12 protein-coding genes are annotated in these 25,462 nt (G+C 74.5%); 7 read left to right on the top strand and 5 right to left on the bottom strand.

The window, feature by feature from the left end:
- Nucleotides 1-11: 11 nt before the first annotated feature.
- The 3 genes from ACIBQ8_RS42620 to ACIBQ8_RS42610 form a co-directional block, all read right to left on the bottom strand.
- Nucleotides 12-746, bottom strand: a complete 735-nt coding sequence (locus ACIBQ8_RS42620; RefSeq protein WP_397194959.1) for a glyoxalase — start codon at nucleotides 744-746, stop codon at nucleotides 12-14.
- Nucleotides 747-1,255: 509 nt separating this feature from the next.
- The gene (locus tag ACIBQ8_RS42615) at nucleotides 1,256-2,320 is read right to left on the bottom strand and encodes an alkene reductase (RefSeq protein ID WP_397194958.1); all 1,065 of its coding nucleotides are present in this window, start codon (nucleotides 2,318-2,320) and stop codon (nucleotides 1,256-1,258) included.
- Between the two features lie 33 nt (nucleotides 2,321-2,353).
- Nucleotides 2,354-3,742: an MFS transporter gene (locus tag ACIBQ8_RS42610; protein WP_397194957.1), complete on the bottom strand. Its 1,389-nt coding sequence runs from the start codon at nucleotides 3,740-3,742 to the stop codon at nucleotides 2,354-2,356.
- Between the two features lie 152 nt (nucleotides 3,743-3,894).
- On the opposite strand from ACIBQ8_RS42610, the gene ACIBQ8_RS42605 reads away from it, so the two are divergent.
- Entirely contained in the window at nucleotides 3,895-4,806 is a 912-nt protein-coding gene (locus ACIBQ8_RS42605; protein WP_397194956.1) for a nitroreductase/quinone reductase family protein, read from the top strand.
- 59 nt (nucleotides 4,807-4,865) lie between these two features.
- Complete coding sequence (locus ACIBQ8_RS42600; protein WP_397170815.1) at nucleotides 4,866-5,504, top strand: 4'-phosphopantetheinyl transferase; 639 nt, start codon at nucleotides 4,866-4,868, stop codon at nucleotides 5,502-5,504.
- 2 nt (nucleotides 5,505-5,506) lie between these two features.
- Here ACIBQ8_RS42600 and ACIBQ8_RS42595 read toward each other — a convergent pair whose 3' ends face one another.
- Nucleotides 5,507-6,790, bottom strand: a complete 1,284-nt coding sequence (locus ACIBQ8_RS42595) for a cation:proton antiporter (RefSeq protein ID WP_397170816.1) — start codon at nucleotides 6,788-6,790, stop codon at nucleotides 5,507-5,509.
- A 135-nt stretch (nucleotides 6,791-6,925) separates the two neighbouring features.
- On the opposite strand from ACIBQ8_RS42595, the gene ACIBQ8_RS42590 reads away from it, so the two are divergent.
- The 4 genes from ACIBQ8_RS42590 to fabD are packed head-to-tail and all read left to right on the top strand — an operon-like array spanning nucleotide 6,926 to nucleotide 12,048.
- Nucleotides 6,926-7,759 carry a DUF6039 family protein gene (locus ACIBQ8_RS42590; protein WP_397194955.1) on the top strand — a complete coding sequence of 278 codons (834 nt, stop codon included), beginning with the start codon at nucleotides 6,926-6,928 and terminating at the stop codon, nucleotides 7,757-7,759.
- A gap of 3 nt (nucleotides 7,760-7,762) precedes the next feature.
- Nucleotides 7,763-8,980, top strand: a complete 1,218-nt coding sequence (locus ACIBQ8_RS42585) for a hydroxymethylglutaryl-CoA synthase family protein (RefSeq protein ID WP_397170820.1) — start codon at nucleotides 7,763-7,765, stop codon at nucleotides 8,978-8,980.
- Nucleotides 8,971-9,693, top strand: a complete 723-nt coding sequence (locus ACIBQ8_RS42580) for an enoyl-CoA hydratase-related protein (RefSeq protein WP_397170821.1) — start codon at nucleotides 8,971-8,973, stop codon at nucleotides 9,691-9,693. Before ACIBQ8_RS42585 ends, ACIBQ8_RS42580 begins: the two co-directional genes overlap by 10 nt.
- A 15-nt stretch (nucleotides 9,694-9,708) precedes the next feature.
- Nucleotides 9,709-12,048 carry an ACP S-malonyltransferase gene (fabD, locus tag ACIBQ8_RS42575; RefSeq protein WP_397194954.1) on the top strand — a complete coding sequence of 780 codons (2,340 nt, stop codon included), beginning with the start codon at nucleotides 9,709-9,711 and terminating at the stop codon, nucleotides 12,046-12,048.
- Between the two features lie 49 nt (nucleotides 12,049-12,097).
- Here the strand turns inward: fabD and ACIBQ8_RS42570 are convergent, their stop codons facing one another.
- The gene (locus tag ACIBQ8_RS42570) at nucleotides 12,098-12,832 is read right to left on the bottom strand and encodes a thioesterase II family protein (RefSeq protein WP_397194953.1); all 735 of its coding nucleotides are present in this window, start codon (nucleotides 12,830-12,832) and stop codon (nucleotides 12,098-12,100) included.
- Nucleotides 12,833-12,930: 98 nt separating this feature from the next.
- Here ACIBQ8_RS42570 and ACIBQ8_RS42565 point away from each other — a divergent pair, with 98 nt between their 5' ends.
- Nucleotides 12,931-25,461 carry an amino acid adenylation domain-containing protein gene (locus ACIBQ8_RS42565; protein ID WP_397194952.1) on the top strand — a complete coding sequence of 4,177 codons (12,531 nt, stop codon included), beginning with the start codon at nucleotides 12,931-12,933 and terminating at the stop codon, nucleotides 25,459-25,461.
- Nucleotide 25,462: the final 1 nt, after the last annotated feature.

The raw sequence follows: 25,462 nt of genomic DNA, 5'->3' as shown, positions 1-25,462 counted from the left end.
GCCGCCCGTCGTCAGCTCGGCCCGAGCCATTCGCGCAGGTCGGCGAGGTGGCCGAGCTCGGACTCGACGCGCCGCCTGTCGTCGGGGGTGAGCTCGGTGCCGCGCAGGTCGGCCAGCCACGGCTCGGCCGGCTCGCCGAGCGCCGTGGCCAGGTCGGCGAGGTGGCACAGGGCGATGGCCCGCTCGGCCGCCGGAGCCTGCGGGCCGTGCCTGCGCACGGCCGACTTGAGCGCCCGGTAGGCCTGCAGGTCGTCGTTCTTGAACTCGCGCAGGATCCGGGCGTTGTCCAGCGCCTTGGCCAGGCCCGTCAGCTTCGTGGAGCCGCCGTACTCCAGCTCGGCCGGCTCGTCCCGCTGGATGAACATGATCGAGTTCCCGGACGGGTCCATCAGCGTGAACCTGGACGCGCCGGGCCGGTAGCGGGTGATCCGCGGCAGGCCCGAGCTCAGCACCTTGCCGTAGGCCCGGCGCATGGCCGCGACCAGCGCGGCGTGGTACGGCGCCACGGCGTCGACCAGGACCAGGCACGCCCCGGTCGCCTGCCGGGCGGGGTCGAGGTCCTTCGGGGCGGGCCCGAAATGCAGGTCGAACCCGCTCCAGCGCATCGCCAGATAGACGTAGGGCCGGGTCTGCCGGTGGGTGACGGTGAACCCGAGCGCCTCGAAGAACTCCAGGGTCTGCTCGGGGGAAGGGCAGGGCAGCACCGGAACCGTCGTCTCGTTGGGACGGATCGCGGGCTCGGTCATCGATTCCACCTCTCGGGTCATCTGACGATGCTGGCATCTCCCGCGGCCGCTCGCATATGGATCGTTCCACGCCGGTTCCGCAGCTCCGACCGGTGAATTCCGGGAAATGACCGATCGGACAATGCGCTTTTCCCGATCCATTCAAATAGCAGGCGGACGGCGGCGAATTTCCGGCGGTCCGCCCGCTTCGAATGAGCCGGGAATTGTTTTCCGCTGAATCATTCGCGGACGGCAGAATAGGCGGCTCCGCGTCGGGAAAAAGCGCGCCGATCACGTTTCGGTGACTTCGGCGGGTGGAGGTGCGCATCGAGGCTGGTCGCGTCCTGTTCGCGCGGGTCCGGGCCGATCGCCGCCGGGACGTGGCGCGCGGACCTTCCTTGACACCGCCTCCGACCACCTTCTCCGGATGGGGCCGCTTTATCGGCCGACCGAAAATCCGGCCGACGCCATCCTTGAAGATCAAAAAGGATGGCGTCCCCCGAACCGGCCCGCGGCCCGCGACCGGCCGGTCAGGCGGGCAGGGCCGGGTAGTCGGTGTAGCCCGCGGCGTCGCCGCCGTAGAAGGTGGCCGGGTCCGGGGCGTTGAGCGGCGCGCCGGTCGCCAGCCGGCGGGGCAGGTCGGGGTTGGCGAGGAAGAGCCGGCCGAAGGCGATCAGGTCCGCGGTGCCGTCCTCGATCAGCGCGAGGTCCTCCGGGCCGGTCGGGCGGTCGCCGGTGTGCGGGTTCAGGACGAGCGGGCCGGGGAAGAGCCGCCGCAGGGCGCGCGTCAGCTCCCGGTCGGCGGCCTCCATGACGTGCAGGTACGCCAGCCCCAGCCCGGACGTCCGGCCCAGCAGCTCCTCGTAGACCGGCAGCGGGCGGGGCTCGTGCATGTCGTTGTTCGGCATCCCGGGGGAGATCCGCAGCGCGGTGCGGTCGCCGCCGATCGCGCCGGCCACGGCGGAGACGACCGCCACGGCGAACCGGGCGTGCCCGGCCGCCGAGCCGCCCCAGCCGTCGGCGCGCCGGTTGCTGCCCGGGGCGAGGAACTGGTGGATCAGGTAGCCGTTGGCGCCGTGCACCTCCACGCCGTCGAAACCCGCCTCGACGGCGTTGCGGGCGGCGTCCGCGAAGTCGGCGACGGTCTGCTCGATCTCGGGCTCGGTCAGCTCGCGCGGGGTGACGAACTCCTTGACGCCGTCGGGGGTGAACAGCCGCCCGCGCGCGGCCACCGGCGACGGCGCGACGGGGACCGCCCCCTCGGGCAGCAGCACCGGATGGCCGATCCGGCCGGTGTGCAGGAGCTGGGCGAAGATCTTCCCGCCCGCCGCGTGCACCGCGCCGGTGACCTCGCGCCAGGCGGCGACCTGCGCGGCGCTGTGCAGGCCGGGCGTGAAGGGATAGCCCTGGCCGATCACCGACGGCTGGACGCCCTCCGTGACGATCAGCCCGGCGGAGGCGCGCTGGGCGTAGTACTGCGCCGTCAGGCTCGTCACCAGCCCGCCGCGGGCGCGGCTGCGGGTCATCGGGGCCATGACGACCCGGTTGGCCAGCTTCGTGCCGCCCACGGCGATCGGGTCGAAGGCGATGGACATGGAGGTCTCCTTGCTGGAAGGGGTGGGGGTGGATCAGGCGCGGCGCGGCAGCAGGAAGCCGCCGGCCGCGAGGGCCAGGCCGAGCCCGGCCGCGATGAGGAAGACCAGGCCGTAGCCGTCGGCGAGCGCTTCGGAAGAGCCCGCGGCCGTCGCGAGGACCGCCAGGCCGATCGCCGAGCCCACCTGGCTCGTGGTGTTCGCCAGGCCCCCGACGACGCCCGCCGCGCCTTCGGGCGCCTCGGCGGTCGCCGCGGCCATGAGGGTGGGGAAGGTCAGCCCGATGCCGGCCGCGACGAGCAGCGTGGGCCCGAGGACGCCGGTGAGGTAGCCGCTGCCGGCCTGCGCCGGCGACAGCCAGCCGAACCCGGCCACGAGGAGCGCGCCGCCGCCGAGCGTCAGCGCACGCGCGCCGGCCCGCGGCAGCAGGGCCGCCGACGCCCGTGCGACCAGCATGAACGTCACCGCCGCCGGCGTCTGCCCGAGCCCCGCCAGCAGCGCGCTGAAGCCCAGGACGTTCTGCAGGAGCAGCGACGTGAAGTACCACATCGCGATGGTGATCCCGCCGAACAGCAGCAGCATGCCGTTCCCGACGGCCACGCCCCGGATCCGGAGCAGCCGCAGGGGCAGCATGGGCCGCCCGGCGAAGCGCGCCTCGACCACGACGAAGGCGGCCAGCAGCAGCAGGCCGGCGAGCACGGGCACGAGCACCCGTCCGGACGACCAGGCGTGCTCGGCGCTCTGCATGACCCCGTAGACCAGCGCCGCCAGCCCGGCGGTGCCGGTGACCGCGCCGGCCAGGTCGAGCGGCTCGCGCCGCGCGCCGCGCACGGTGACCAGCGCCGCGAGGGCCACGGCGATCAGCAGCGCGCCGACCGGCACGTTGATCAGGAAGACCCAGCGCCACGACAGCCCGGTGGTGATGGCGCCGCCGGCCACCGCGCCGATCATCCCGCCGACGCCGCCCGCGGCCGACCAGGCGCCGAACGCCCTGGCCCGCGCGCCCGGCTCGGTGAAGTACGTGTTGATCACGGCCAGCGTGGCGGGGGCCATCATGGCGGCTCCGGCGCCCTGGGCCACGCGGGCCGCGACCAGGACCTCCGCCGCGGTCGCCAGGCCGGCGGCCAGGCTGGCGGCGGAGAACAGCAGCAGCCCGGCGACCAGCGTCCGGCGCGGGCCGAACAGGTCGGCGGCCCGGCCGCCCAGGAGCATGAAGCCGGCGAAGGCGAGCAGGTAGCCGTTCACCGCCCAGGCGAGCCCGGTGGGGGAGAAGCCCAGCTCCGCGCGGATCGCGGGGAGGGCGACGTTCACGATGGAGGCGTCCAGGATGACCATGAACTGGCCGGCGCAGGCCAGTGCCAGGATCAGCCAGGACGGGATGGTCCGCGGGGCAGCCCGCCGGGCGGCGGCGCCGATGCTCGTCATGAGGTGTTCCGTTCTTGTCCGCTTGGCCCGATGGACGCACCGCGTCGGGGGCTCTACGTGATCCCGGCTTCTGCGGGCGGTGCCCGGCCGTGTAGGATTTGGTTACGCGAATAACTATTATGCAGATAACTAATTTCCGTCAAGGAGCGATCATGGACTTCGCGCAAGCCGACGCCGTCAACCAGGCGATCCGCCTGCTGAGCCTGCGCCACCGCGCCAGGGCCGCCGCCCTGCTGGCGCCGCTCGGCCTGCATCCCGGGCAGGAGGCGCTCCTGCTCGAACTCGCCCGCACCGGGCCGAGGATCCAGGCGCAGCTCAGCGAGGCGCTCGGCTGCGAGCCGCCCAGCGTGACGCTCATGACCCGCAAGCTGGAGGCCTCCGGCCACATCCGCCGCACGCCGGCGCCGTCCGACAGGCGGGCCAGCGTGGTCGAGCTCACCGACAGCGGCCGGGCGCTGGCCGACCAGGTGAAGCGGCTCTGGTGCGACCTGGCCGAGGAGACCGTGGCCGGGCTGCCGGCCGAGACGGTGGCCGGCCTGCCCGCCCTGATCAACACCCTCACCGACAACGTGGACAGGCGCCCCGGCCGGCGGCACGAGGCGGCGCGGCGGGCCGGTCAGGGACCGACCGGCGAGTACGAGCCCAGCGCCGCGGACTGGGTCCGCGAGCACGTCGAGCAGATCATGCGCACCGGCACGACCGACGGCGTCACGATCAAGGACCGGCCCGTCGTGCTGATGACCTACCGGGGCGCGAAGACCGGCAAACTGCGCAGGACGCCGGTCATGCGGGTCGAGCACGAGGGGCGCTACGCGGCCGTCGCGTCCCTGGGCGGCGCCCCGGTCAACCCCCAGTGGTATGCGAGCGTGCTCGCCGAGCCCGTCGTCGAGCTCCAGGACGGCACGGCGACCGGTGTGTACCGGGCGCGCGAGGTGTCGGGGGAGGAGAAGGACGCCTGGTGGCGGCGGGCGGTGGCGGCCTACCCCGACTACGCCGGCTACCAGGCCAGGACCGAGCGCCGGATCCCCGTCCTCGTGCTCGAACCGCTCGCCGCCGAGCGGTGACGACGGCGGCCTGTGGGTAGACGCAGGGGCACCCGCAGGCCCAGGAGGAGGGACACTCGATGATCGAGACGCTCGTCCCGGACAACGTCGCCGTCTCCACCGCCTACGGCGACCCGCCCGGCGTGCGGCTCTTCCCCGAGGAGCGGCACGCCGTCAGGAAGGCGGTCGCCAAACGCCGGCGCGAGTTCGCCACCGTCCGCCACTGCGCCCGCGAGGCGCTGGCGGCGCTCGGCATCCCGCCCGCGCCCATCGTCCCCGGCCGGCGCGGCGCGCCGCGCTGGCCGGCGGGCGCGGTGGGCAGCATGACGCACTGCGCCGGGTTCCGCGCGGCGGCCGTGGCCGACGCCGGCGACGTGCGCAGCATCGGCATCGACGCGGAACCCCACGAACCGCTCCCCGAAGGCGTCTTCCGCATGGTGGCCAGGCCCGAGGAGGCCGCGATGGTCCGCGAGCTGCGCGCCCTGCGTCCCGGCACCTGCTGGGACCGGCTGCTGTTCAGCGCCAAGGAGTCGGTCTACAAGGCCTGGTTCCCGCTGACCGGCGAGTGGCTGGGGTTCCACGACGGCTCCCTCGCCTTCTCCCTCGACGGCCGCTTCCGAGCCCGGCTGCTGCCGCCGGACGCCCCCCTGGCGGAGTTCGCGGGCCGCTGGACGGCCGCCCCCGGGCTGCTGGCCACGGCGATCGTCGTCCCCCGATAGGGTCAGCCCCGGCGGCCGGGCTCGACGAGCTGCTCCTGCTCGGCCCGGCGCAGGCGTTCCTCGGCGGTGAGCTCGACGCGTCTCATCGCGACGCGCAGGATCGGCGGCGCCATGAGCGAGGTGACGATCGCGACGACGATCACGATCGTGTACATCGCCGTGTCGATGATGCCGATGCGCAGGCCGACCATCGCCACGATCACCTCGATGACGCCGCGCGCGTTCATGCCCGCGCCCAGCGCGAACGCCTCCCACGCGCCCATCCGGCTCAGCAGCGCCCCCAGGTACGCGCCCAGGAACTTGCCGACGATCGCCACCCCCAGCACGACCCCGGCCGCTGCCAGCACGTCCGGCCTGGACAGCAGCGTGAGGTCCATGCGCAGGCCGGCCGTCGCGAAGAACAGGGGAGCGAGCACGCTGAGGACGACCGTGCGCAGCGGGGCCAGCCACGCGGCGTCGGCGTGGCCGGACCGCCCGATGAGCGCGCCGCAGACGAACGCCCCCAAGATGGCCTCCAGGCCGAGCGCGTGCGTGCCGGCGGCGGCCAGCAGCACCAGCACCACGGCGGCGGCCACGGCCGGGCCCGGCTCGGCCGAGCGGGTGGCCGCCCGCATCGTCCAGCGGACCAGCGGCCGGCCCACCCACAGCGCGAACGGCACCAGCGCGGCCAGGTAGACCAGCGACAGCACGATCTGCCCGGTGCGCACGCCGGTGGTCGCCATGGCCGAGACGACCGAGAGCATGAACCAGCCGAAGGCGTCGTCCACCATCCCCGCGGTCAGGCAGAGCTGGCCGACGTCGCGGTGCAGCAGCTTCATGTCCGTCAGCGTCTTGGCGATCACGGGGATGGCGCTGACGCACGTCGCCACGCCCAGAAACAGCGCGAAGACGGTCACGCTGGTGCCCTCGACGAGCAGGGAGGCGGGCAGCAGGAAACCGGCGCCCACGCCGAGCGCCAGCGGCACGACCAGACCGGCGACGCTCACCTTGACGGCCGTCGCGCCGCGCCGGCGGACCAGCCCGAAGTCGAGCTGGATGCCGGTGATGGCGACCAGCAGCAGGACGCCGACCTGGCCCACCGCGTCCAGCAGGTGGAGCTGGGTGAACTTCAGGGCGGGGGCGAGGTGGTTCAGCAGCGACGGGCCGAGCAGCACGCCCACGGTCAGCTCGCCGACGATGGCGGGCATGCGCAGGCGCACGGCCAGCCGGCCGAGCAGGACGGCGAGACCGAGGAGCAGGCCCAGCTGCAGCATGAAGACCAGCAGTTCGTGGGCTCCCAGAGGCATGTCAGGCACAGGAGAGGCTAGGCCGATCGGGCCGTCGTCCTGCTGCTCAATATTGAGCCCGCCCGCGGCGGACACCCCCGGGGGCCTGCTCAATATTGAGCGGAGCTTCCCGCGCCCGTGGGCGACATTCGGGGCATGACGAAGCCGGCGCAGTATCAGACCACCCTGCCCCCCGACCAGTTGCTGCACTCGGGCAACGCGGGCCTGATCATCCACCGCGTGGGGATGCTGGAGTACGGCATGGCCCGCGAGGGCCGCGACTTCAGCGTGGACCTGCTCGACTACATGAACCGCGCCCAGGCCGGCGTCGCCACGACCTTCTGCTACGAGGAGGTCTTCGGCGTACGCGAGCGGCTGCACTGGTTCGTGCACATGAAGTCCCCCGAGAAGTACAGCAAGCTCATCGAGATGGTGGACCACGACCAGGCGTTCCAGCAGATCTCGCTCAAGGACCGGCTGCCCAAGAAGGGCGGCGGCAACTGGGAGAAGATGTTCGTCCACGGCAGTCTCCAGGAGACCGTCATGTGCCCGCAGCACGGGTTCACCGACGACGTGCACGACGTGCCGGGCACGTTCGTGCCGCCCGCGACGTACCAGACCACGCAGCGGGAGCAGCTCAACTCGGCGACCGCCGGGGCGATCGTGCTGCGCACCGCCGACGCCCGCTACGAGCTGCGCGAGGAGGGCCGGCAGTTCCTCTACGACTGGTCGCGCTACCTCAACGCCAACCTCGAAGGCCGCGCCACCGCCTTCATCTACGAGCAGACGTGGGGCCGCCAGGACCGCCTGCACGCCCTCATCCACCTGCGCGAGCTGGACGACTACCAGGCCGTGCGGGAGGTGGACCGCGGCGAGGGCATGCGCAAGGAGGTCTACGACGTGGAACGGGTCCCCGAACGGCACGGCGGCGGGCAGTGGGACCGGCTGTTCGTGCCCACCAGCATCCACGACGTCCTGATGGTGCCCTAGGCCATGGCTCTCGGGATCGAGGCGATCAACGCGTACGTCGGCAGGGCGTACACGGACGTCCGCGCGCTGTTCGACGCGCGCGGCCTGGACGTGAACCGCTTCGGCAACCTGATGATGGAGCAGCGCTCGGTCAACCTGCCCTGCGAGGACCCGGTCACCAACGCGGTCAACGCCGCCCGCCCGCTGCTCGACGCGCTCGCCCCGGAGGAGAAGGACCGGATCGAGCTGCTGGTCGTGGGCACCGAGTCGGGGCTCGACTTCGGCAAGCCGATCAGCACCTACATCCACCACCACCTCGGGCTGAACCCGGCGTGCCGCTCGTTCGAGGTCAAGCACGCCTGCTACGGCGGGACGGCCGCGCTCCAGTGCGCCGCCGCCGTCGTCGGCGCGAGCCCCATCCCCGGCGTGAAGGCGCTGGCCATCGCCACCGACGCGGCCAGCGGCACCGCCAAGTCCACCTACTGGGAGCCCTCCGAGGGCGCCGGCGCGGTGGCGATGCTGGTCGGCGAGGACGCGCGGGTGCTGCGGCTCGACCCCGGCGCCAGCGGCTACCACACCTTCGAGGTGATGGACACGGCCCGGCCGCGCCACGACACCGACGCGGTCGACCCGGACCTGTCGCTGCTGGCGTACATGCGCTGCGCCGAGGAGTGCTTCGCGGCCTACGGGCGGCGGGTGGCCGGGGCCGACATCGTGGACACCTTCGACTACCTGGCGCTGCACACGCCGTTCGCCGGGATGGTGAAGGGCGCGCACCGGATGTTGCTGCGCAAGCTCAAGGGCATGGGGGCGCGGGAGATCGAGGCCGACTTCGCGGCGCGGGTCGCGCCGTCGCTGGCCTACGGCGTGCGGGTGGGCAACACCTACTCGGCCGCGCTCTACCTGGCGCTGTGCTCGCTCATCGACCACGGCGCGTTCGACGCGCCGAAACGGGCGGGGCTGTTCTCGTACGGGTCGGGCTGCGCGTCGGAGTTCTACAGCGGCGTGATCCCGGCCCAGGGCCGCAGCGGCATCGGCCGGGCGCTGGACGAGCGGCGCGAGATCGGCGTCGCGGAGCTGGACGCGCTGACCGAGCTGAGCGCCGACCGCGCCTTCGGGGTGCGGGACGCCGTGCTCGACCCCAAACCGTACGGCGACCTGTACGAGGACGCCTTCGGCGGTCGCGGCCTGCTGGTGCTGGACCGCATCGCGGACTTCCACCGGGAGTACAGATGGAGCTGACCTCGGCGACCCTGCGGCACCGGCTGCGCGGCCGGACGATCGACGACCGCGCCATCGACGAGCTGGGCGCCGCCCTGGACGAGGCCGAGCGCGCGCCCGGCTGCCGCATCCTGCTGCTGGAGGGCGGCGACGGCGTCTTCTGCACCGGCATGGACCTGGAGGAGGCGGCCGGCAGCGACGTCGCCGACGGCGGCCGGGCCTTCTACGGCCTGCTGCGCCGCTTCACCGAGACGCCCGTGACGGTGGTGGCCCGGGTGGACGGCCGGGTGGCCGGCGGCGGCGTCGGCCTGGCCGCGGCCAGCGACTTCGTCTTCGCCAGCGAGCGCAGCACCTTCAGCCTGCCCGAGGCGTTGTGGGGGCTGCTGCCGTGCTGCGTGCTGCCGTTCCTGATCCGGCGCACGGGCTTTCAGAAGGCGTACGCGATGACGCTGAGCACCCAGCCGGTGAGCGCCGCGGAGGCCGCCGCCTTCCACCTGGTGGACGAGGTGTCGGACGACCCGGAGGCGCTCGTGCGGCGGCTGGCCTACCGGCTGACCAAGCTGGACCGGTCGATCGTCACGGACATGAAGCGCTACTTCCGCGAGCTGTGGATCCTGTCGGACGAGACCGAGCAGGTGGCGGTCAAGGAGTTCGGCCGGCTCATGTCCAGCCCCGAGGTGCGACGCAGGCTCGTCGACTACGCGACCGAGAAGAGATTCCCCTGGGAACGCTAGAGAGGAACGCGCCTGATGTCCGTCGTGTGGGTTTTCCCCGGTCAGGGGTCGCAGCGCAAGGGCATGGGCGCGGGCGTCCTGGAGCGGTACCCCGACCTGTGCGCCCGCGCCGACGAGATCCTCGGCTACTCCGTCGCCGAGCTGTGCGACGATCCCAGGCGGCTGCGGGAGACCCGCTACGTGCAGCCCGCCCTGTTCACGGTCAACGCGCTGAGCTTCCTCGCCCGGCAGGAGGAGGGCGGCCGGCCCGACTACCTGGCCGGGCACAGCCTGGGCGAGTACGCGGCGCTGTTCGCGGCCGGCTGCTTCGACTTCGAGACCGCGCTCGGCCTGGTCAAGCGGCGCGGCGAGCTGATGTCGGCAGCGGGCGGCGGCGCCATGGCCGCCGTGCTCGGCGCCGACCGGGAACGGCTGGAGGAGCTGCTGGCGGGCACCGGCGTCGACATCGCCAACTACAACTCCCCGGAACAGGTCGTCCTGGCCGGGCCCAAGGACGAGCTGGACGCGCTCAGCCGCGGCGGCCCCGGCAAGTGGGTGCCGCTGAGCGTGAGCGTGCCCTCGCACTCGCGCTACATGGAACCGGCCGCCGACGCCTTCGCCGAGGCGCTGGACGGCGTGCGCATCGAGGAGCCGCGGGTGCCCGTCATCTCCAACGTGACCGGACGCCCGTACCGGGCCGGCGAGGCGGCCGAGCTGCTGCGCCGCCAGATCTGCAACCCGGTGCGGTGGGTGGACGGCCTGCGCTACCTGATGGACCAGGGCGTGTCCGAGCTGGAGGAGATCGGCCCCGGCGACGTGCTCACCAAACTGTGGACGGTCACCCGCCGCCACCCGCCCGAGCCGGCGGAGACGCCCGTCGCCCAGGAGCCGGCGGAGACGCCCGCCGCCCGCGAGCCGGCGGCCAGGCCACCCGTCCGGGAACCGGTCGAGTCGCCCGCCGTCCGGGAACCGGTCGAGTCGCCCGCCGTCCGGGAGCCGGTCGAGTCGGCCGCCGTCCGGGAGGCCGGGATCGCGCTCGGCTCGGCCGAGTTCCGCGCCGACTACCGCGTCCGCCACGCCTACCTGGCCGGGTCGATGTTCAAGGGCATCGCCTCGGCCGAGCTGGTGATCAGGATGGGCCGGGCCGGGCTGATGGGCTTCCTCGGCGCCGGCGGCCTCACCCTGGACCAGATCTCCGAAGCGCTCGACACCGTCCAGTCCGCCCTCGGCCCGGACGGCGCCTACGGCGTGAACCTGCTCTACGGCTTCGACGAGGACGGCCTGGAACGCGAGACGGTGGACCTGCTGCTCCGCCGCGACGTGCGGTACGTCGAGGCCGCCGCCTACCCGCACATCACCGCGCCCCTCGTCCGCTACCGCTACAGCGGCGCGCACCGCGACCCGGCCGGGCGGCCGGTCGCCGTCCGGCACGTGGTGGCCAAGGTCTCCAGGCCCGAGGTCGCCGCCGCGTTCATGCGGCCCGCCCCGCAGGCCGTCCTGGACCGGCTCGTCCGGGAGGGGGCGCTGAGCGCGGCCGAGGCGGAGGTCGCCGCGGAGCTGCCGGTCAGCGCGGACGTCTGCGTCGAGGCCGACTCGGCCGGGCACACCGACGGGCGCTCGCCGTACGCGCTGATGCCGGCGATCCTGCGGCTGCGCGACGAGGAGATGGCCGCCCACGGCTACGCCCGGCGGATCAGGGTCGGCGCGTCCGGCGGCATCGGCGCACCGGAGGCCGCCGCCGCCGCGTTCGTGCTCGGCGCCGACTTCATCGTCACCGGCAGCGTCAACCAGTGCACCCCGCAGGCCGGGACGTCCGACGCCGTCAAGGACCTGCTGGCCGGGCTCGACGTGCAGGACACCGCCTACGCCCCGGCCGGCGACATGTTCGAGATGGGCGCGCAGGTGCAGGTCGCCAGGAAGGGCACGCTGTTCCCGGCCCGCGCCAACAAGCTCTACCAGCTCTACCGCCAGTACGGCTCGCTGGAGGAGATCGACGAGCGGACCAGGCGGACGATCCAGGACAAATTCTTCCGCCGCTCCTTCGAGGAGGTGTGGGAGGAGACCCGGGCCTTCCTGGCCGCGCGCCGGCCGGCCGAGCTGGCCCGCGCCGAGCGCGACCCCAAGCACCGGATGGCGCTCGTCTTCCGCTGGTACTTCGTGCACACGATCAGGCTGGCGCTGCGCGGCGAGGCCGGACGGCAGGTGGACTACCAGGTCCACTGCGGGCCGGCGATGGGCGCGTTCAACCGGTGGGTGGCGGGCACGGAGCTGGCCGACTGGCGGGCCAGGCACGTGGACGTCATCGCCGACCGGCTGATGGAGGCCGCAGCCGGGCTGCTCGAAGCCCGGCTGCGCGACCTGGCCAAGGACGGTTAGACACTGAGGACGGCTAGCCGCTGAAGGACGGCTAGCCGCTGAAGGACGGCTAGCCGTTGAGCAGATGGCGGTTCAGGTCCTCCTGGACCGCCGTCAGCACCTCGGGCCGCGGGCCCTTGAGGTAGAAGTGGTCGCCGCCGAACACGCGCAGCGTGAAACCGCCGCCGGTGGCCTCGGCCCAGGCGCTGATCTCGTCCGGGTCGACCTCCGGGTCGGCGTCGCCGGTCAGCGCCGAGATCGGGCAGTCCGGACGCGGGCCGGGCAGCGGCGAGTACGACTCGTTCAGCTCGAAGTCGGCGCGCAGGCCCGGCAGGAACACCTCCAGCAGGCTGCGCTGGTCCATCACCTCCGACGGCGTGCCGTTCAGCTTGCCCAGCTCGCTCAGCAGCTCGTCCTCCGACAGGTCGGTGAAGCGGCGGCGGCGGGTCGGCAGGTGCGGCGCGCGGCGTCCGGACACGAACAGCACCGCGGGCGGGAAGCGGCGGGCCGTCTCCCAGGCCACCACGGCCCCCATGCTGTGCCCGAACAGCGCGAACGGCCGGTCGGTGTACGGCTCGACGGCCTCCGACAGCGGCCCGACGAGCTCCTCCATGCGGTTGTAGGGCCGCTCGCGCAGGCGCGACTCGCGCCCCGGCAGCACCACCGGGCAGACGTCGACGTCCGGCGACAGGTGCTCGTCCCATTTGCGGAACAGCGCCGACCCGCCTCCCGCGTGCGCGAAGCAGAACAGTCTGATGCGGGCGTCGGCTCTGGGCTCGCCGCCCGCTATCCAGGAACCAGGCATGGTCAGAAAGTTACGGCCGATCGCCTTGCGCTGCCTGCTCAGTCTTGAGCAGGCAGCGCGCGCCGTCCTCACTAGCGTCGCAGTGAGGGAGGAGGCCCATGGAGCACGACGAGCGCGTGACGGAGACGGTCATCCGCCTGCTGGCCGAGGTGCTGCCCGGCGGTGCGGAGCTGACCCCCGACGCTTCACTCAAGGACAGCGGACTCGACTCGATCTCCGCGGTACGGGTGTGGTTCGAGATCCAGCGGGAGTTCTCGCTGGACTTCCCCGTGGAGCGGCTGGGCGGCTGCGCGACGCCGGCCGAGCTGGCCGCGCGGATCGCCGAGCTGGCCGGGACGGCGGAGCACGACACCCCCGTGACCGGCGGGACGATCACCCGGGCCCCCGGCGACCGGCACGAGCCGTTCCCCCTGACGCCCCTGCAGCAGGCGTACGTCATGGGCGCGGACGAGGACGCCACCCCCGACCCGGTCGGCTGCCAGGTCTACCGCGAGTTCGAGGTGCCCGGCGTGGACCCCGCCCGCCTGCGCGCGGCCTGGCAACGCGTCGTCGACCACCACGACGCCCTGCGCCTGGAGCTGGGCGAGGACGGCACCCAGCGGATCCTGGAGCAGGCCCCCTCCTGGGACCTGCCGGTGGACGAGCCCGGCGCCCGCGAACGCCTCGCGCACCGGCGTTACGAGCCCGGCGTCTGGCCGCCGTTCGCCGTCGAGGTCACCACGCCCGGGACCGTGCACTTCGGCATCGACGCGAGCGTCACCGACGGCCGCGGGCTCGACGTGCTGCTGCGCGACTGGTGGCGCTGCTACCGCGACCCCGGCCACACGCTGGAGGAGAGCGGGCTGTCCGTCCGCGACTGCCTGCTCGCGCTGGACGCCCAGCGGCGCGGCCCCCGCCACCAGGAGGACCTGGACTACTGGCGGGAGCGCCTGGCGGACCTGCCGCCCGGCCCCGCCGCCGGCGTGCCCGACGGGTCGCCGCGCTCCGCGCTGACCGGCTCGCTGACCGCCGCCCAGTGGGGCGCCCTGCGCGCCAGGGCCGCCGAGCTGGACGTCTCGCCGACCGCGCTGGTGCTGACCCTGTTCGCCGAGACGGTCGGCAGGGGAGAGGACTGTTCCCTGGCCCTGACCACGACCGGCCGGGCCTGGCTGCCGCGCGAGGTGGACGAGGTGGTCGGGCCGTTCACCGGCACCGCCGTGTTCGCCGCCGGGAGCACGCTCGGCGAGCCGCTCCCTGAGGCGGTCCAGGAGGTGCACCGGCGGCTGTGGAGCGACCTCGGCCACGCGGGCGTCCCCGGCGTGACCGTCATGCGGGAGCTGCGCGAGCGCACGGCGCTGCCCGTCGTCTTCACCAGCCTGCTGGACGCCCGGCCGGACGAGGCCGTGCCGCCGGTGACGTACGCGCTGAGCCAGACCTCCGGCGTCGCGCTCGACCACCAGATGTGGGAGCACGACGGCGAGCTGCGGGTGCGCTGGGACCTGGTGCCCGGCTGCTTCGCGCCCGGCGAGCCGGAGGTCCTGTTCGCCCGCTTCACCAACGCGCTGCGCGCCCTGGCCGCCGACACCGGCGAGGAGGAGATCCGGCCGCTCAACGAGCTGCAGAAGGCGTACTACGTGGCCCGCGCGGGCGGCTCGCACCCGTACGACGGCTGCCAGGTCCACCACAGCTTCCACGTCCGCGACCTGGACCGGGACCGGCTCGAACGGGCCTGGCTGCGGCTGGTGGCCGCGCACGACGCGCTGCGCTCGGAGGTCACCCACGACGGGACGCTGCGGGTCAGGCCGCACGCGCCGGAGAACTGGAGCATCCCCGAGACCCCCGGCGTCGAGTTCGGGGAGCTGGCCGGGGAGATGGCCGGGCGGGCGTTCCCGCTGGGCCGCTGGCCGCACTGGGAGCTGCGGGTCAGCGGCGAGACGGTGCACGTGGCCGTCGACCTCGCCGTGCTGGACGGCCGGAGCATCCACATCGTGCTGCGCGAGCTGTTCCGGCTGTACGCCGACCCGTCCGCCGAGCCGCGCCCGCCCGCCGAGGCCCCGGCCGCCCCGGAACGTCCGCGCGAAGGGGGCTACTGGGACGAGCGGTTCCGCGACCTGCCGCCGGGGCCCGAGGTGGCCACTGCGCCCGCGCGCCGCGTCCGGCTGAGCGGCAGCGTCGCCGCGGTGTCCGACGAGACCGTCTTCGCCGCCCTGGCCGGCGCGCTGCGCGGGCGCTTCGCCGATCCGTTCAGCGTGTCCGTGGTGCGGTGGACCGCCGAGTCCGAGCCGCGCCGCCCCGGCGAGCACACCGCCCTGAGCTGGGTCACCGACGCCGAGTCCTACCCGGACCGGATCGCCGCCGACGCCGCGAACGGCGCCCTGACCGGCCTGGCCACGCTGCGCGGCCACGTCATGAAGGAACGCCGCCGCCGCGCCTACGCCTTCCCCGTCGTCTACACCAGCACCCTCGACCTGACCGAGCACCCCCTGCCGGACGGCGTCGAGGCCGGGCCCTGGATGACCTACACCCCGGACGTCGCGCTCGACTGCATCGTCATCAGGGAGGGCGACCGGCTGCACTACCACTGGGACGCGCTGGAGCCGGAGTTCCCCGACCTCGCCGAGCTGTTCGCGGCCTTCGAGGACCGGCTGCGCCCCGCGCACCGGCTGTTCGAGCGGCAGGCCGCCGCCCGCCCCGACGCGGTCGCGCTGCGGCACGCCGGCGGCACCATGACGTACGGGGAGCTGAACCGGCGCGCCAACGCCGTCGCCTGGCGGCTGAAGGAGCTGGACGTGGGGCCGGGGACGGTGGTCGCCGTGCGCCTGTGCCGCGGGCCCGACATGGTGGCCGCCGTCCTCGGGATACACAAGGCGGGCGGCGCCTACCTGCCGGTGGAGCCGTCCCTGCCCGACGAGCGGGCCGCCGTCATGCTGGACGACGCCGCCGCCGGGCTCGTGCTCACCTGCGCGGGGACGCCCGGCTGGGCCGTGCCCGAGGGCGTGCGCGCCGTCGAGCTGGACACCGGCCCCGACGATCGCGGCGACGACCGCGGTGACCCGCCCCTCGCCGGCACCGTGGACGACCTCGCGTACGTGATCTTCACCTCGGGCAGCACCGGCAAGCCCAAGGGCGTCGAGGTCAGCCACCGGCCGCTGCTCAACCTGCTCGACTGGTGCTACCGCACCTTCGGCTTCGACGCCTCCGACGTCGGGCTGTGCGTCACCTCGCTCGGCTTCGACCTGTCGGTGTTCGACATCTTCGGCCTGCTCGGCCGGGGCGCCTCGCTCTACATCGCCGACGAGGGCCAGCAGCGCGACCCCGAACTGCTGCTGGACGTGCTCATCGACGAGCCGATCACGTTCTGGAACTCCGCGCCCACCACGCTCAACCAGCTCGCCCCGCTGCTCGCCGAGCGGCAGGGCGGGGAGGGCACCGGCGACCTGCGGCTGGTCTTCCTCAGCGGCGACTACACGCCGCTGCCGCTGCCGGACGCCGTGCGCGCGACCTTCCCGCGGGCGCGGGTGGTCAGCCTGGGCGGCGCGACCGAGGCCACCGTCTGGTCGAACTGGTTCGAGGTGGGCGAGGTCGACCCGTCGTGGCGGAGCATCCCGTACGGGCGGCCGATCGACGACGCCCTCTACTACATCCTCGACGAGGACCGGCGGCCCTGCCCCGAAGGGGTGGAGGGCGACCTGTTCATCGGCGGCAGGTGCCTGAGCCTCGGCTACCGCAACCAGCCCGAGCTGACCGCCGAGCGGTTCGTGCCGGACCCGTTCGCGGGCGGGCGCATGTACCTGACCGGCGACCGGGCCGCGCTGCTGCCCGACGGCAACATCACGTTCCTCGGGCGGGCCGACAACCAGGTGAAGATCCGCGGGTTCCGGGTGGAGCTGGGCGAGATCGAGCACCGGCTGCGGCAGCATCCGGGCGTGCGGGACGTCGTCGTCCTGGCCCGCGACGACCGGTCGGGGGAGCGGAAGCTGGTCGCGTACGTGATGGCCGAGGGCGCGGAGCCGGACGTCGGGGAGCTGCGGGCGCACGCGGCCGGGACGTTGCCGGCGTACATGGTGCCCAACCACGTGGCGTTCGTCAGCACGTTCCCGGCCACCTCCAACGGCAAGCTGGACCGGGACGCCCTCCCGTGGCCGCTCACCGACCGCGCCCCCGAGCCGGAGCCCGAGCCGGAACCCGAGCCCGAGCCCGAGCCCGAGCCCGAGGTGGCGGGGCGGACGGTGGCGGAGATCGCCGAGCTGTTCGCCGAGCTGATCGGGGTCGAGGAGGTCGATCCCGGCCAGGACCTGTGGGACCAGGGCGTCACCTCCTTCACCATGGTCCAGGTCTCCAAGGCCCTGCGGAAGCGGTACGGCAGGCGGGTGCCGGTGGCGCTGCTGCTGGAGAACCCGACCGTCACCGGCATCGCCGCCGTCGTCGGCGCCCCCGCCGGCGAGCCCGCGACGAAGAAGCCCGCCACGGAGAAGCCCGCCACCGATGAGCCCGCCACCGATGAGCCCGCCGCTGGTGAGCCCGTCGAGCAGCCTCTTGAGCAGCCCGTGCGGGCCGGGGGCGAGGCGGACGGGCCGGGGGAGGTCGACTTCTTCTCGCCCGAGGACCGGGAGGCGTTCAAGGCGGGCCGATGGAACCTGCGCCCGCTGGAGCCCGACGCCAGCCTCATCCGCCTCGACCGCCTGGACGTGCCCGAGGAGCACTTCGCCTGGCGGGCCAGCGTGCGCGACTTCGCGCCCGGCTCGCTGCCGTACCGGTCGCTGTGCCGGCTGCTCGGGCTGCTGCGCGAACGGCGGCTCGGCGACCGCGCGCGTCACCTGTACCCGTCGGCCGGGGACACCTACGCCGTGCAGGCGTACCTGCACGTCGCCAAGGGCGCGATCAGCGGGGTCGCCGAGGGGATCTACTACTACAACCCGGTCGAGCACGCGCTCCAGCTCGTGAACGGCCGCCCCGAGCTCGACCGTACGGCCCACTTCGTCTACAACCGCGACCTGTACGACCGCGCCGGCTTCAGCCTCTACCTCATCGGCCAGACCAAGGGCATCGAGCCCCTGTACGGCGAGCAGAGCCTGCGCTACCTGACCCTGGAGGCGGGCTACCTCGGCCAGCTCCTGATGACCGGCCAGGCGGCCTGCGGCATCGGGCTGTGCCCCATCGGCGAGGTCGCCTTCGACCAGGTGCGCGACCAGTTCGACCTGGACGACGGCCACCGCTTCCTCCAGGCGTTCCTGGGCGGCCCCGCCGAGTACGCGACCGGCGACGCCACCCCCGTCTTCGCCACCCCGGACCCGAAACCGACCCCCCGCCCCGAGCCCGCTCCTCACACCGAGCCCACCCAGCGCACCGAGCCCGCCCAGCGCACCGAGCCCGCACCCCGCACCGAGGCCGCCCAGCGCACCGAGGCGGCCCGGCGGGGGGAGCCGGTGCCCGACGAGCGGCCGGGCGGGCTCGCCGTGATCGGCATGGCCGGACGCTACCCCGGCGCCGACGACCTGGACGGCTTCTGGCGCAACCTCAGCACCGGCGCCCGCAGCCTGGGCCCGAGCCCCAGGGGTGAGCGTCCCGGCGGCTACCTGGAGCACATCGACCGCTTCGACAGCCTGCTCTTCCACATCTCGCCGAAGGAGGCCGCGACGCTCGACCCGCAGCTCAGGCTCCTGCTGCACAGCGTCTGGGAGTGCCTGGAGCACGCCGGTCACACCCCCGGCTCGCTGCACGCGACCGCTCCCAGGGTGGGCGTCTTCGTCGGCTCGATGTGGCACGACTACCAGCACGCGGGCGCCGCCGCCTGGCGCGCGGGCGGCCCGGCCGTGGTGTCGGCGACCGCGTCCGACATGGTCAACCGCGTCTCGTACTTCTTCGGCTTCACCGGGCCGAGCATCGCCGTGGACACGTCGTGCTCGTCCACGCTGACCGCCCTGCACCTGGCCGCCCAGGCCATCCGTACGGGCGACTGCGACGCGGCCGTCGTCGCGGGCGTCAACCTGCTCGCCGACCCCTACCACGCCGGGCTGCTGGCCGGGCTGGGCCTGCTGGCCGAGGAGGCCGGCGCCGCCGCCTTCGACCCCGACCGGCCCGGCTGGACCGTCGGCGAGGGCGTCGGCTCCTTCCTGCTGCGGCCCGTCGCGGACGCCGTCCGGGCGGGGGACGCCGTCCACGGCGTGGTCGAGGCCACCTGGGTCGCGCACACCGGACGTACCGGGCGGTTCACCGCGCCGAGCGCCGAGGCCATGGCGGCGTCCATGCGCGGCGCCCTGGAGCGGGCCGGGGCCGGGCCCGGCGACGTCTCCTACGTCGAGTGCGCGGCGGCCGGCGCGGTGCTGGCCGACGCGGCCGAGGCCGAGGCGCTGGCCGAGGTCTTCGGCGAGCGGGCCGAGCCCGTCGCGGCGGGCACGCTCAAGCCGAACATCGGCCACCTCGAAGCCGCGTCCGGGGCCTCCCAGCTCGCCAAGGTGCTGCTGCAGCTCCGGCACGGACGGCTGGCGCCCACCCTGCTCGCCGAGCCGCCCACCGACGCGGTCACCGTGCCGGAGCAGCCGCAGCCGTGGACCGGCGAGCGGCGGGCGCTGATCAACGCCTTCGGCGCGACCGGCACGCACGCCCACGCCGTCGTCCGCGCGCCCCTTCCCGAGGAGACCCCGGGAAGCGCGCCGGATGAGAGCTCGGGCAGCGCGGCCGAGAGGACCCCCGGCAGCACGCCCGAGGGGACTCCGGGCGGCGCGGCCGGGGACGGCCGGGAGCATGCCGTCCTGGTCTCCGCCGCGACCCGGGAACGGCTGGTGACCGCCGCCCGCCGCCTGGCCGAGGCCGGGGAGCGGGACGTGCGCCGGATCGCCTACACCACCCAGACCGGGCGCGCAGCCCTCGCGCACCGGCTCGCCGTCGTCTGCCGTGACGCGGACGGGCTGCGGGAGGGGCTGGAGGCGTTCGCGGCGGGCAGGACGCACCCGTCCGTGCTCACCGAAGGCTCCGGCGACCGCCCGACCGGCACACGGGCTGGCGCAGAGGCCGGTTCAGCGGCCGGTTCAGAGGCCGGGGCGGCGGCCGCCTGGGTGGCCGGGCAGGACGTCGACTGGGCCCGGTTCTGGCCGGAGCCGCCCGTGCGGGTCGCGCTGCCGTCCTACCCGTTCGAGGCCGAGCCGTACTGGATCGAACGGGCGGAGCCGGTCGCGCCGGAGGCCGCCGCCGACGACATGGAGGACTACCTCAAGGGCGTCTACGCCGAGGTCTCGGGCATCGACGCCGACCGGCTGGGGACGCGGGTGCCGCTGGAGCAGTACGGGCTGACGTCGTCCCAGATCGTGGAGCTCAACGCGCGGCTGGAGCGGGACCTGGGCGAGCGGTCGCGCACGCTCTTCTTCGAGCACAAGGACCTGGCCGGCGTCGCCGCCGCACTGTCCGCCAGAACCCCCGCCCCGCCCCCGCGCCCAACTGACCAGCCGAACCAACCGAACCAACCGGACCAGCCGAACGAGCCGGACCAGCCGGATCCGACCGTCCAGACCGATCGGGCCGTCCGGGCCGATCGGGCCGTCCGGGCCGATCGGGCCGTCCGGGCCGATCGGGCCGACCGCACCGGGCCGCGCTCGGCCGGGCCGGACAGCGCCGATGACGGCGCGATCGCCGTCATCGGGATCGCCGGGCGCTACCCCGACGCCCCCGACCTGGGCGCGTTCTGGGAGAACCTGGCCGCCGGACGGCACTCCCTCTCCCGCGTCCCCGCCGACAGGACCCGCGACGGCTGGCCCGTGGACCTCATGTGGGGCGGCTTCCTCGACGGCGTCACCGACTTCGACCCGCTGCTGTTCGGCATCACCCCGCGCGACGCGGCCCTCATGGACCCGCAGGAGCGCGTCTTCCTGGAGGTCACCTGGGAGGCCCTGGAGGACGCGGGCTACCCGCGCACCCGCCTGCGCGACCGCCACGGTTCGAACGTCGCCGTCTACGCGGGCGTGATGTACAACGAGTACCCGTTCTTCGGCGTCGAGCAGAGCCTGCGCGGCACGCCCCAGGACACCGGCGCGACCCTCGGCGGCGTGGCCAACCGCGTCTCCTACCACCTGGACCTCAAGGGGCCCAGCATGTCGGTCGACACGATGTGCTCGTCGTCGCTGGCCGCGCTGCACCTCGCGGTCCGGTCGCTGCGCCAGGGGGAGTGCGAGCTGGCGATCGCCGGCGGCGTCAACCTCAACCTGCACCCGAACAAGTTCGTCCAGCACGCCCGCATGCGGCTCACCGCCGGTGACCGGCGCTGCCACAGCTTCGGCGCGGGCGGCGACGGCTTCGTGCCCGCCGAGGGCGCCGGGGTCGTCCTGCTCAAGCCGCTGTCCAGGGCCAAGGCGGACGGCGACCGCATCCACGCCGTGATCAGGGGCACCGCCGTCGTGCACTCGGGCCGGACGAACGGCTGGGTGGTGCCGAGCCCCGTCGAGGAGGGCGAGCTCGTCGCCCGCGCGCTCGCCGACGCGGGCGTGGACCCGGCAGACATCGGCTACCTGGAATGCCACGGCGCGGGCACCGCGCTCGGCGACCCCATCGAGATCAACGCCCTGATGCGGGTGTTCGGGCAGGCGGGGGTCGCGCCGGGCAGCATCCCGATCGGCTCGGTCAAGTCGAACCTCGGGCACGTCGAGTCGGGCGCCGGCATCGCCGGGCTCACCAAGATCGTGCTCCAGCTCCGGCACCGGCGGCTCGTGCCCTCCCTGCACGCCGACGAGCTCAACCCGGACATCGCCTGGGACGAGATCCCCTTCCGCGTGCAGCGGGAGGCGGCCGACTGGCCCGCGGGGCCCGGCGGCGCGCCCCGGCGGGCGGGCCTCAGCTCGTTCGGCGCCGGCGGGACGATCGCGCACGCGGTGATCGAGGAGGCCCCGCCCGCCCAGCCCGCCGCGACCGGCACGCCCGACGCCGGGCCGCAGCTCATCGTGCTGTCGGCCCACGACGAGCGGCGGCTGCGCGCCATGGCGGACCGGCTGGCCGGCCACCTGCGCGCGACGCCCGAGAGCCTCGCCGACGTCGCCCACACCCTCCGGGTCGGACGGGAACCGCTGCGCGAACGGCTCGCCCTCGTCGTCGCGGACGTTGCTGAGCTGTGCGAACGGCTGGCGCGGTTCGCCCGGTCGGAGCCCGCCGACGTGCTGCGCGGCCGGACCCGTCCCGGCGTCCCGCCGTCCGGGCGGGCCGGCGACCAGCAGTCCGGACGGCCCGGCGACCTGCTGGAGCTGGGACGGCACTGGGTGGACGGCGGCCACGTGGACTGGACGCCGACGCCGGGCGCGCGGCTGGTGGGGCTGCCGTCGTACCCGTTCGACCGGATGCGCTGCTGGCCCTTCGAACCCGCCTCGGGCGACCGGGAACCCGCCTCGGGCGACCGGGAACCCGTCTCGGGCGACCGGGAACCCGTCTCGGGCGACCGGGAACCCGTCTCGGGCGACCGGGAACCCGTCTCGGGCGACCGGGAACCGGCCGCAGCCGAAGTGCCGCTTTTCGAGCGGATCTGGACGCCGTCCGGGCAGCCCGCCCACGACCCCGGGACGCTCGGCGACGGGACCGTGGTGTGCCTGTTCGGCGACGCCTCCGAGGAGCTGGCGCGCTCGCTCGGCGACCGGGTCGTGCCCGTGGGCGCGGGCGACCCCGTCCCGGAGGAGTTCACCGGCTGGATCGACCTGCGCGATCTGGGCGAGGCCGACCCGGCGGGCGAGCTGGACCGGCTCGCCGTCCTGCGGGACGCCCTGGCCCGGCGCCGCCCGCTCCGGATCCTGCACGTGACCAGCGGCCTGCTGGACCTCGGCGGCGCGTCGCCGAGCCTGGCGGGGGCGCGGATGGCGGGGTTCGTGCGGATGCTCGCCGCCGAGTACCCGTCGGTGACGGCCACGGTGCTGGACAGCGACCGGCCCACGGCCGCGCAGATCCGCGCCGAATGGGCGGCCGACGAGCCGTACGGGGAGGTCTGTTACCGCGACGGCGAGCGGTTCCGTCCGGATCTGCGGGAGTTGTCCGCGCCGTACGCCGAGCCGCGGCTCGATCCCGCGGCCGTCTACGTCGTAAGCGGCGGCACCAGGGGGCTGGGCGCGCTGGTGGCCCGCCACCTGGCCGATCGCGGCGCGCGCCGGCTCGCCCTGCTCGGCGTGCGTCCGCTGCCGCCGCGCGAGCAATGGGACGGCTCCGGTGAGGAGGCCGTCGCCACCGTCCTCGACCTGGAACGCGCGGGAGCCCGGGTGGTCGTGCACACCGGGCCGCCGTCCGGGGTGGCCGCCTTCCTGGACGGCGTGCGCCGCGAGCTGGGCCCGATCGGCGGCGTCGTCCACTGCGCGGGACGCTCCAGCCAGGGCCGTCCGTCGCTGGCCCACAAGTCCGAGGACGACCTGCGGGCCGTGCTCGCGCCCAAGGCCGACCTGCTGGAGGCGCTGGACGAAGCCTGCGCCGGGGACCGTCCGGCCTTCTTCGTCGCCTTCTCCTCCGTGTGCGCCGCCGTGCCCGCGCTGGCCGCCGGGGTGGCCGACTACGCGGCCGCCAACGCCTTCCTCGACTACTGCACCGGGGTCAGGCGGCGGTCCGGGCGGACCGAGTTCCGGTCGGTCGACTGGCCGCAGTGGCGGGAGTCCGGCGGGGCGCGCGGCAAGCCGAACGTCGGCGAGGCCGTCGGGCTCGCGTCCCTCGGCGACCGGGACGGGCTGCGGGTGCTGGACCGGGTGATCGGGCTGCCGCGCGGCGCGACCGTGCTGCCGTGCCCGCCGTCCGGCGCGTCCGTGGACGTCCCGGCGCTGATCCGGCTGCCCGAGCGGGCCGGCCGCCGTCCGGCCGCCGCCCGTCCGGCTCCTGGGCCGGCGCGGGACGCCGGGGGCCCGGACTGGCTGGCCGTGCTGTTCTCCGAGACGATCGGCATCCCCGTGGACGCGCTGGACCCGACGGCGGAGTTCGGGGACCTCGGCGTCGAGTCGGTGATGCTGGCCGAGCTGGTGCAGCGCATCGAGGAACGGCTCGGGGAGAGCCTGGAACCGTCGCTGCTGCTCGACTACCCGACGCTGGAGCAACTCCGCGACCGCCTGGGCGTCCCGGAGCCCGACGCCGACCGCCCGGACGCCCCCGAGCCGGAAGCCGACCGCCCGGCAGCCCCCGCGCCGACCGTCAGCCGCCCGGACGCCCCCGAGCCTGCCCCTCCCGGTGTCGCCGAGGACCGCAGGATCGCGATCATCGGCATGGCCTGCCGGTTCCCCGGCGCCCCGGACGTGGCCGCGTTCTGGCGGAACCTCACCGAGGGCCGGTGCGACGTGCGCGAGGTGCCCGCCTCCCGCTGGGACCACCGGAAGCTGTACTCGCCCGAACCGGCCCTCGGCCGCAGCATCAGCAAGTGGGGCGGCTTCGTCGACGGCATCGAGGACTTCGACAACGACTACTTCGGCCTGGGCGAGGACGAGGCCCGCGCCCTGGACCCGGCCATCCGCATGTTCCTGGAGTGCTGCGCCGCCTGCCTGGCCGACGCCGGTTACGACCCCGCCGAGCTGCGCGGACGCCGGGCCGGGGTGTTCGCCGGAGCCCGCATGTCCGACTACGGGCGCCGGGTCGGCGTCCGGCCGGGCGGGCTGGCCTCCGACCAGAACTTCATCGCGGCCAGGGTCGCCCACCACTTCGACCTGCGCGGCCCCAACCTCGTCGTGGACAGCGCCTGCTCCTCCTCGCTGGTCGGCGTGCAGCTCGCCGCGCAGAGCCTGCTCGCCGGGGAGGCCGAGGTGGCCCTGGCGGGCGGGGTGGAGGTGCTCCTGGACGAGAACGACTACCTCCAGCTCAGCGCGGCCAAGGCGCTGTCGCCCACCGGACGGTGTCACACGTTCGACGAGCGCGCCGACGGTTTCGTGCCGGGGGAGGGGTGCGGGGTCGTCCTGCTCAAGCCGCTGCGCGCGGCGCTGGCCGACGGCGACCGGGTGCACGCGGTCATCGAGGCGGTCGCGGTGAACAACGACGGCCGCACCATGGGCGTCACCACGCCCAACCCCGAGGCCCAGGCCGACGTGGTCCGCCGGGCCCTGGCGGCGGCCGGCCGCACGCCTGCCGAGATCGGCCTGATCGAGGCGCACGGCACCGGCACGCTCATCGGCGACCCCATCGAGCTGCGCGCCCTGACACGGGTGTTCGCCGAGGGCGGCGGCGACCCGGGAACGTGCGCGATCGGCAGCGTCAAGAGCAACATCGGGCACACGCTCAGCGCGGCCGGGATCGCCGGGCTGATCAAGGCGGCGCTGGCCGTCGAGCACGGGCGGATCCCGCCGACGTTGTCCTGCGAGCGGCCCAACCCGCGCTTCGACTTCGCCGCCTCGCCCTTCGATCCCGTCACCGAGCCGCGGGACTGGCCCTCGCCCAGGGTCGCGGGCGTGAGCTCGTTCGGGCTCGGCGGCACCAACGCGCACCTCGTGCTGAGCGAGCCGGACCCGCGGCCGGGCGTGCGGCCGGAACGCGAGCCCGCCCCCGCGCCGGTCTTCCGGCGCAGGCGACTGTGGCTGGAGCGCGACCCGGCCCCGGCCGGCGACCCGGCCCGTGACCCGGCGCGCGACCCGGTCCCGGCCGGCGCCTCCGGCCCCGGCCCCGATCCCGGTCCACCGGACGACGCCAGCTCGCTGCTCGACCTGAACATCACCACGGGGAGGCGCTGAC

This window comes from Nonomuraea sp. NPDC049646 (assembly GCF_044465525.1).
GTDB lineage: Bacteria > Actinomycetota > Actinomycetes > Streptosporangiales > Streptosporangiaceae > Nonomuraea.
This window is presented reverse-complemented; position numbering and strand designations above follow the sequence as displayed.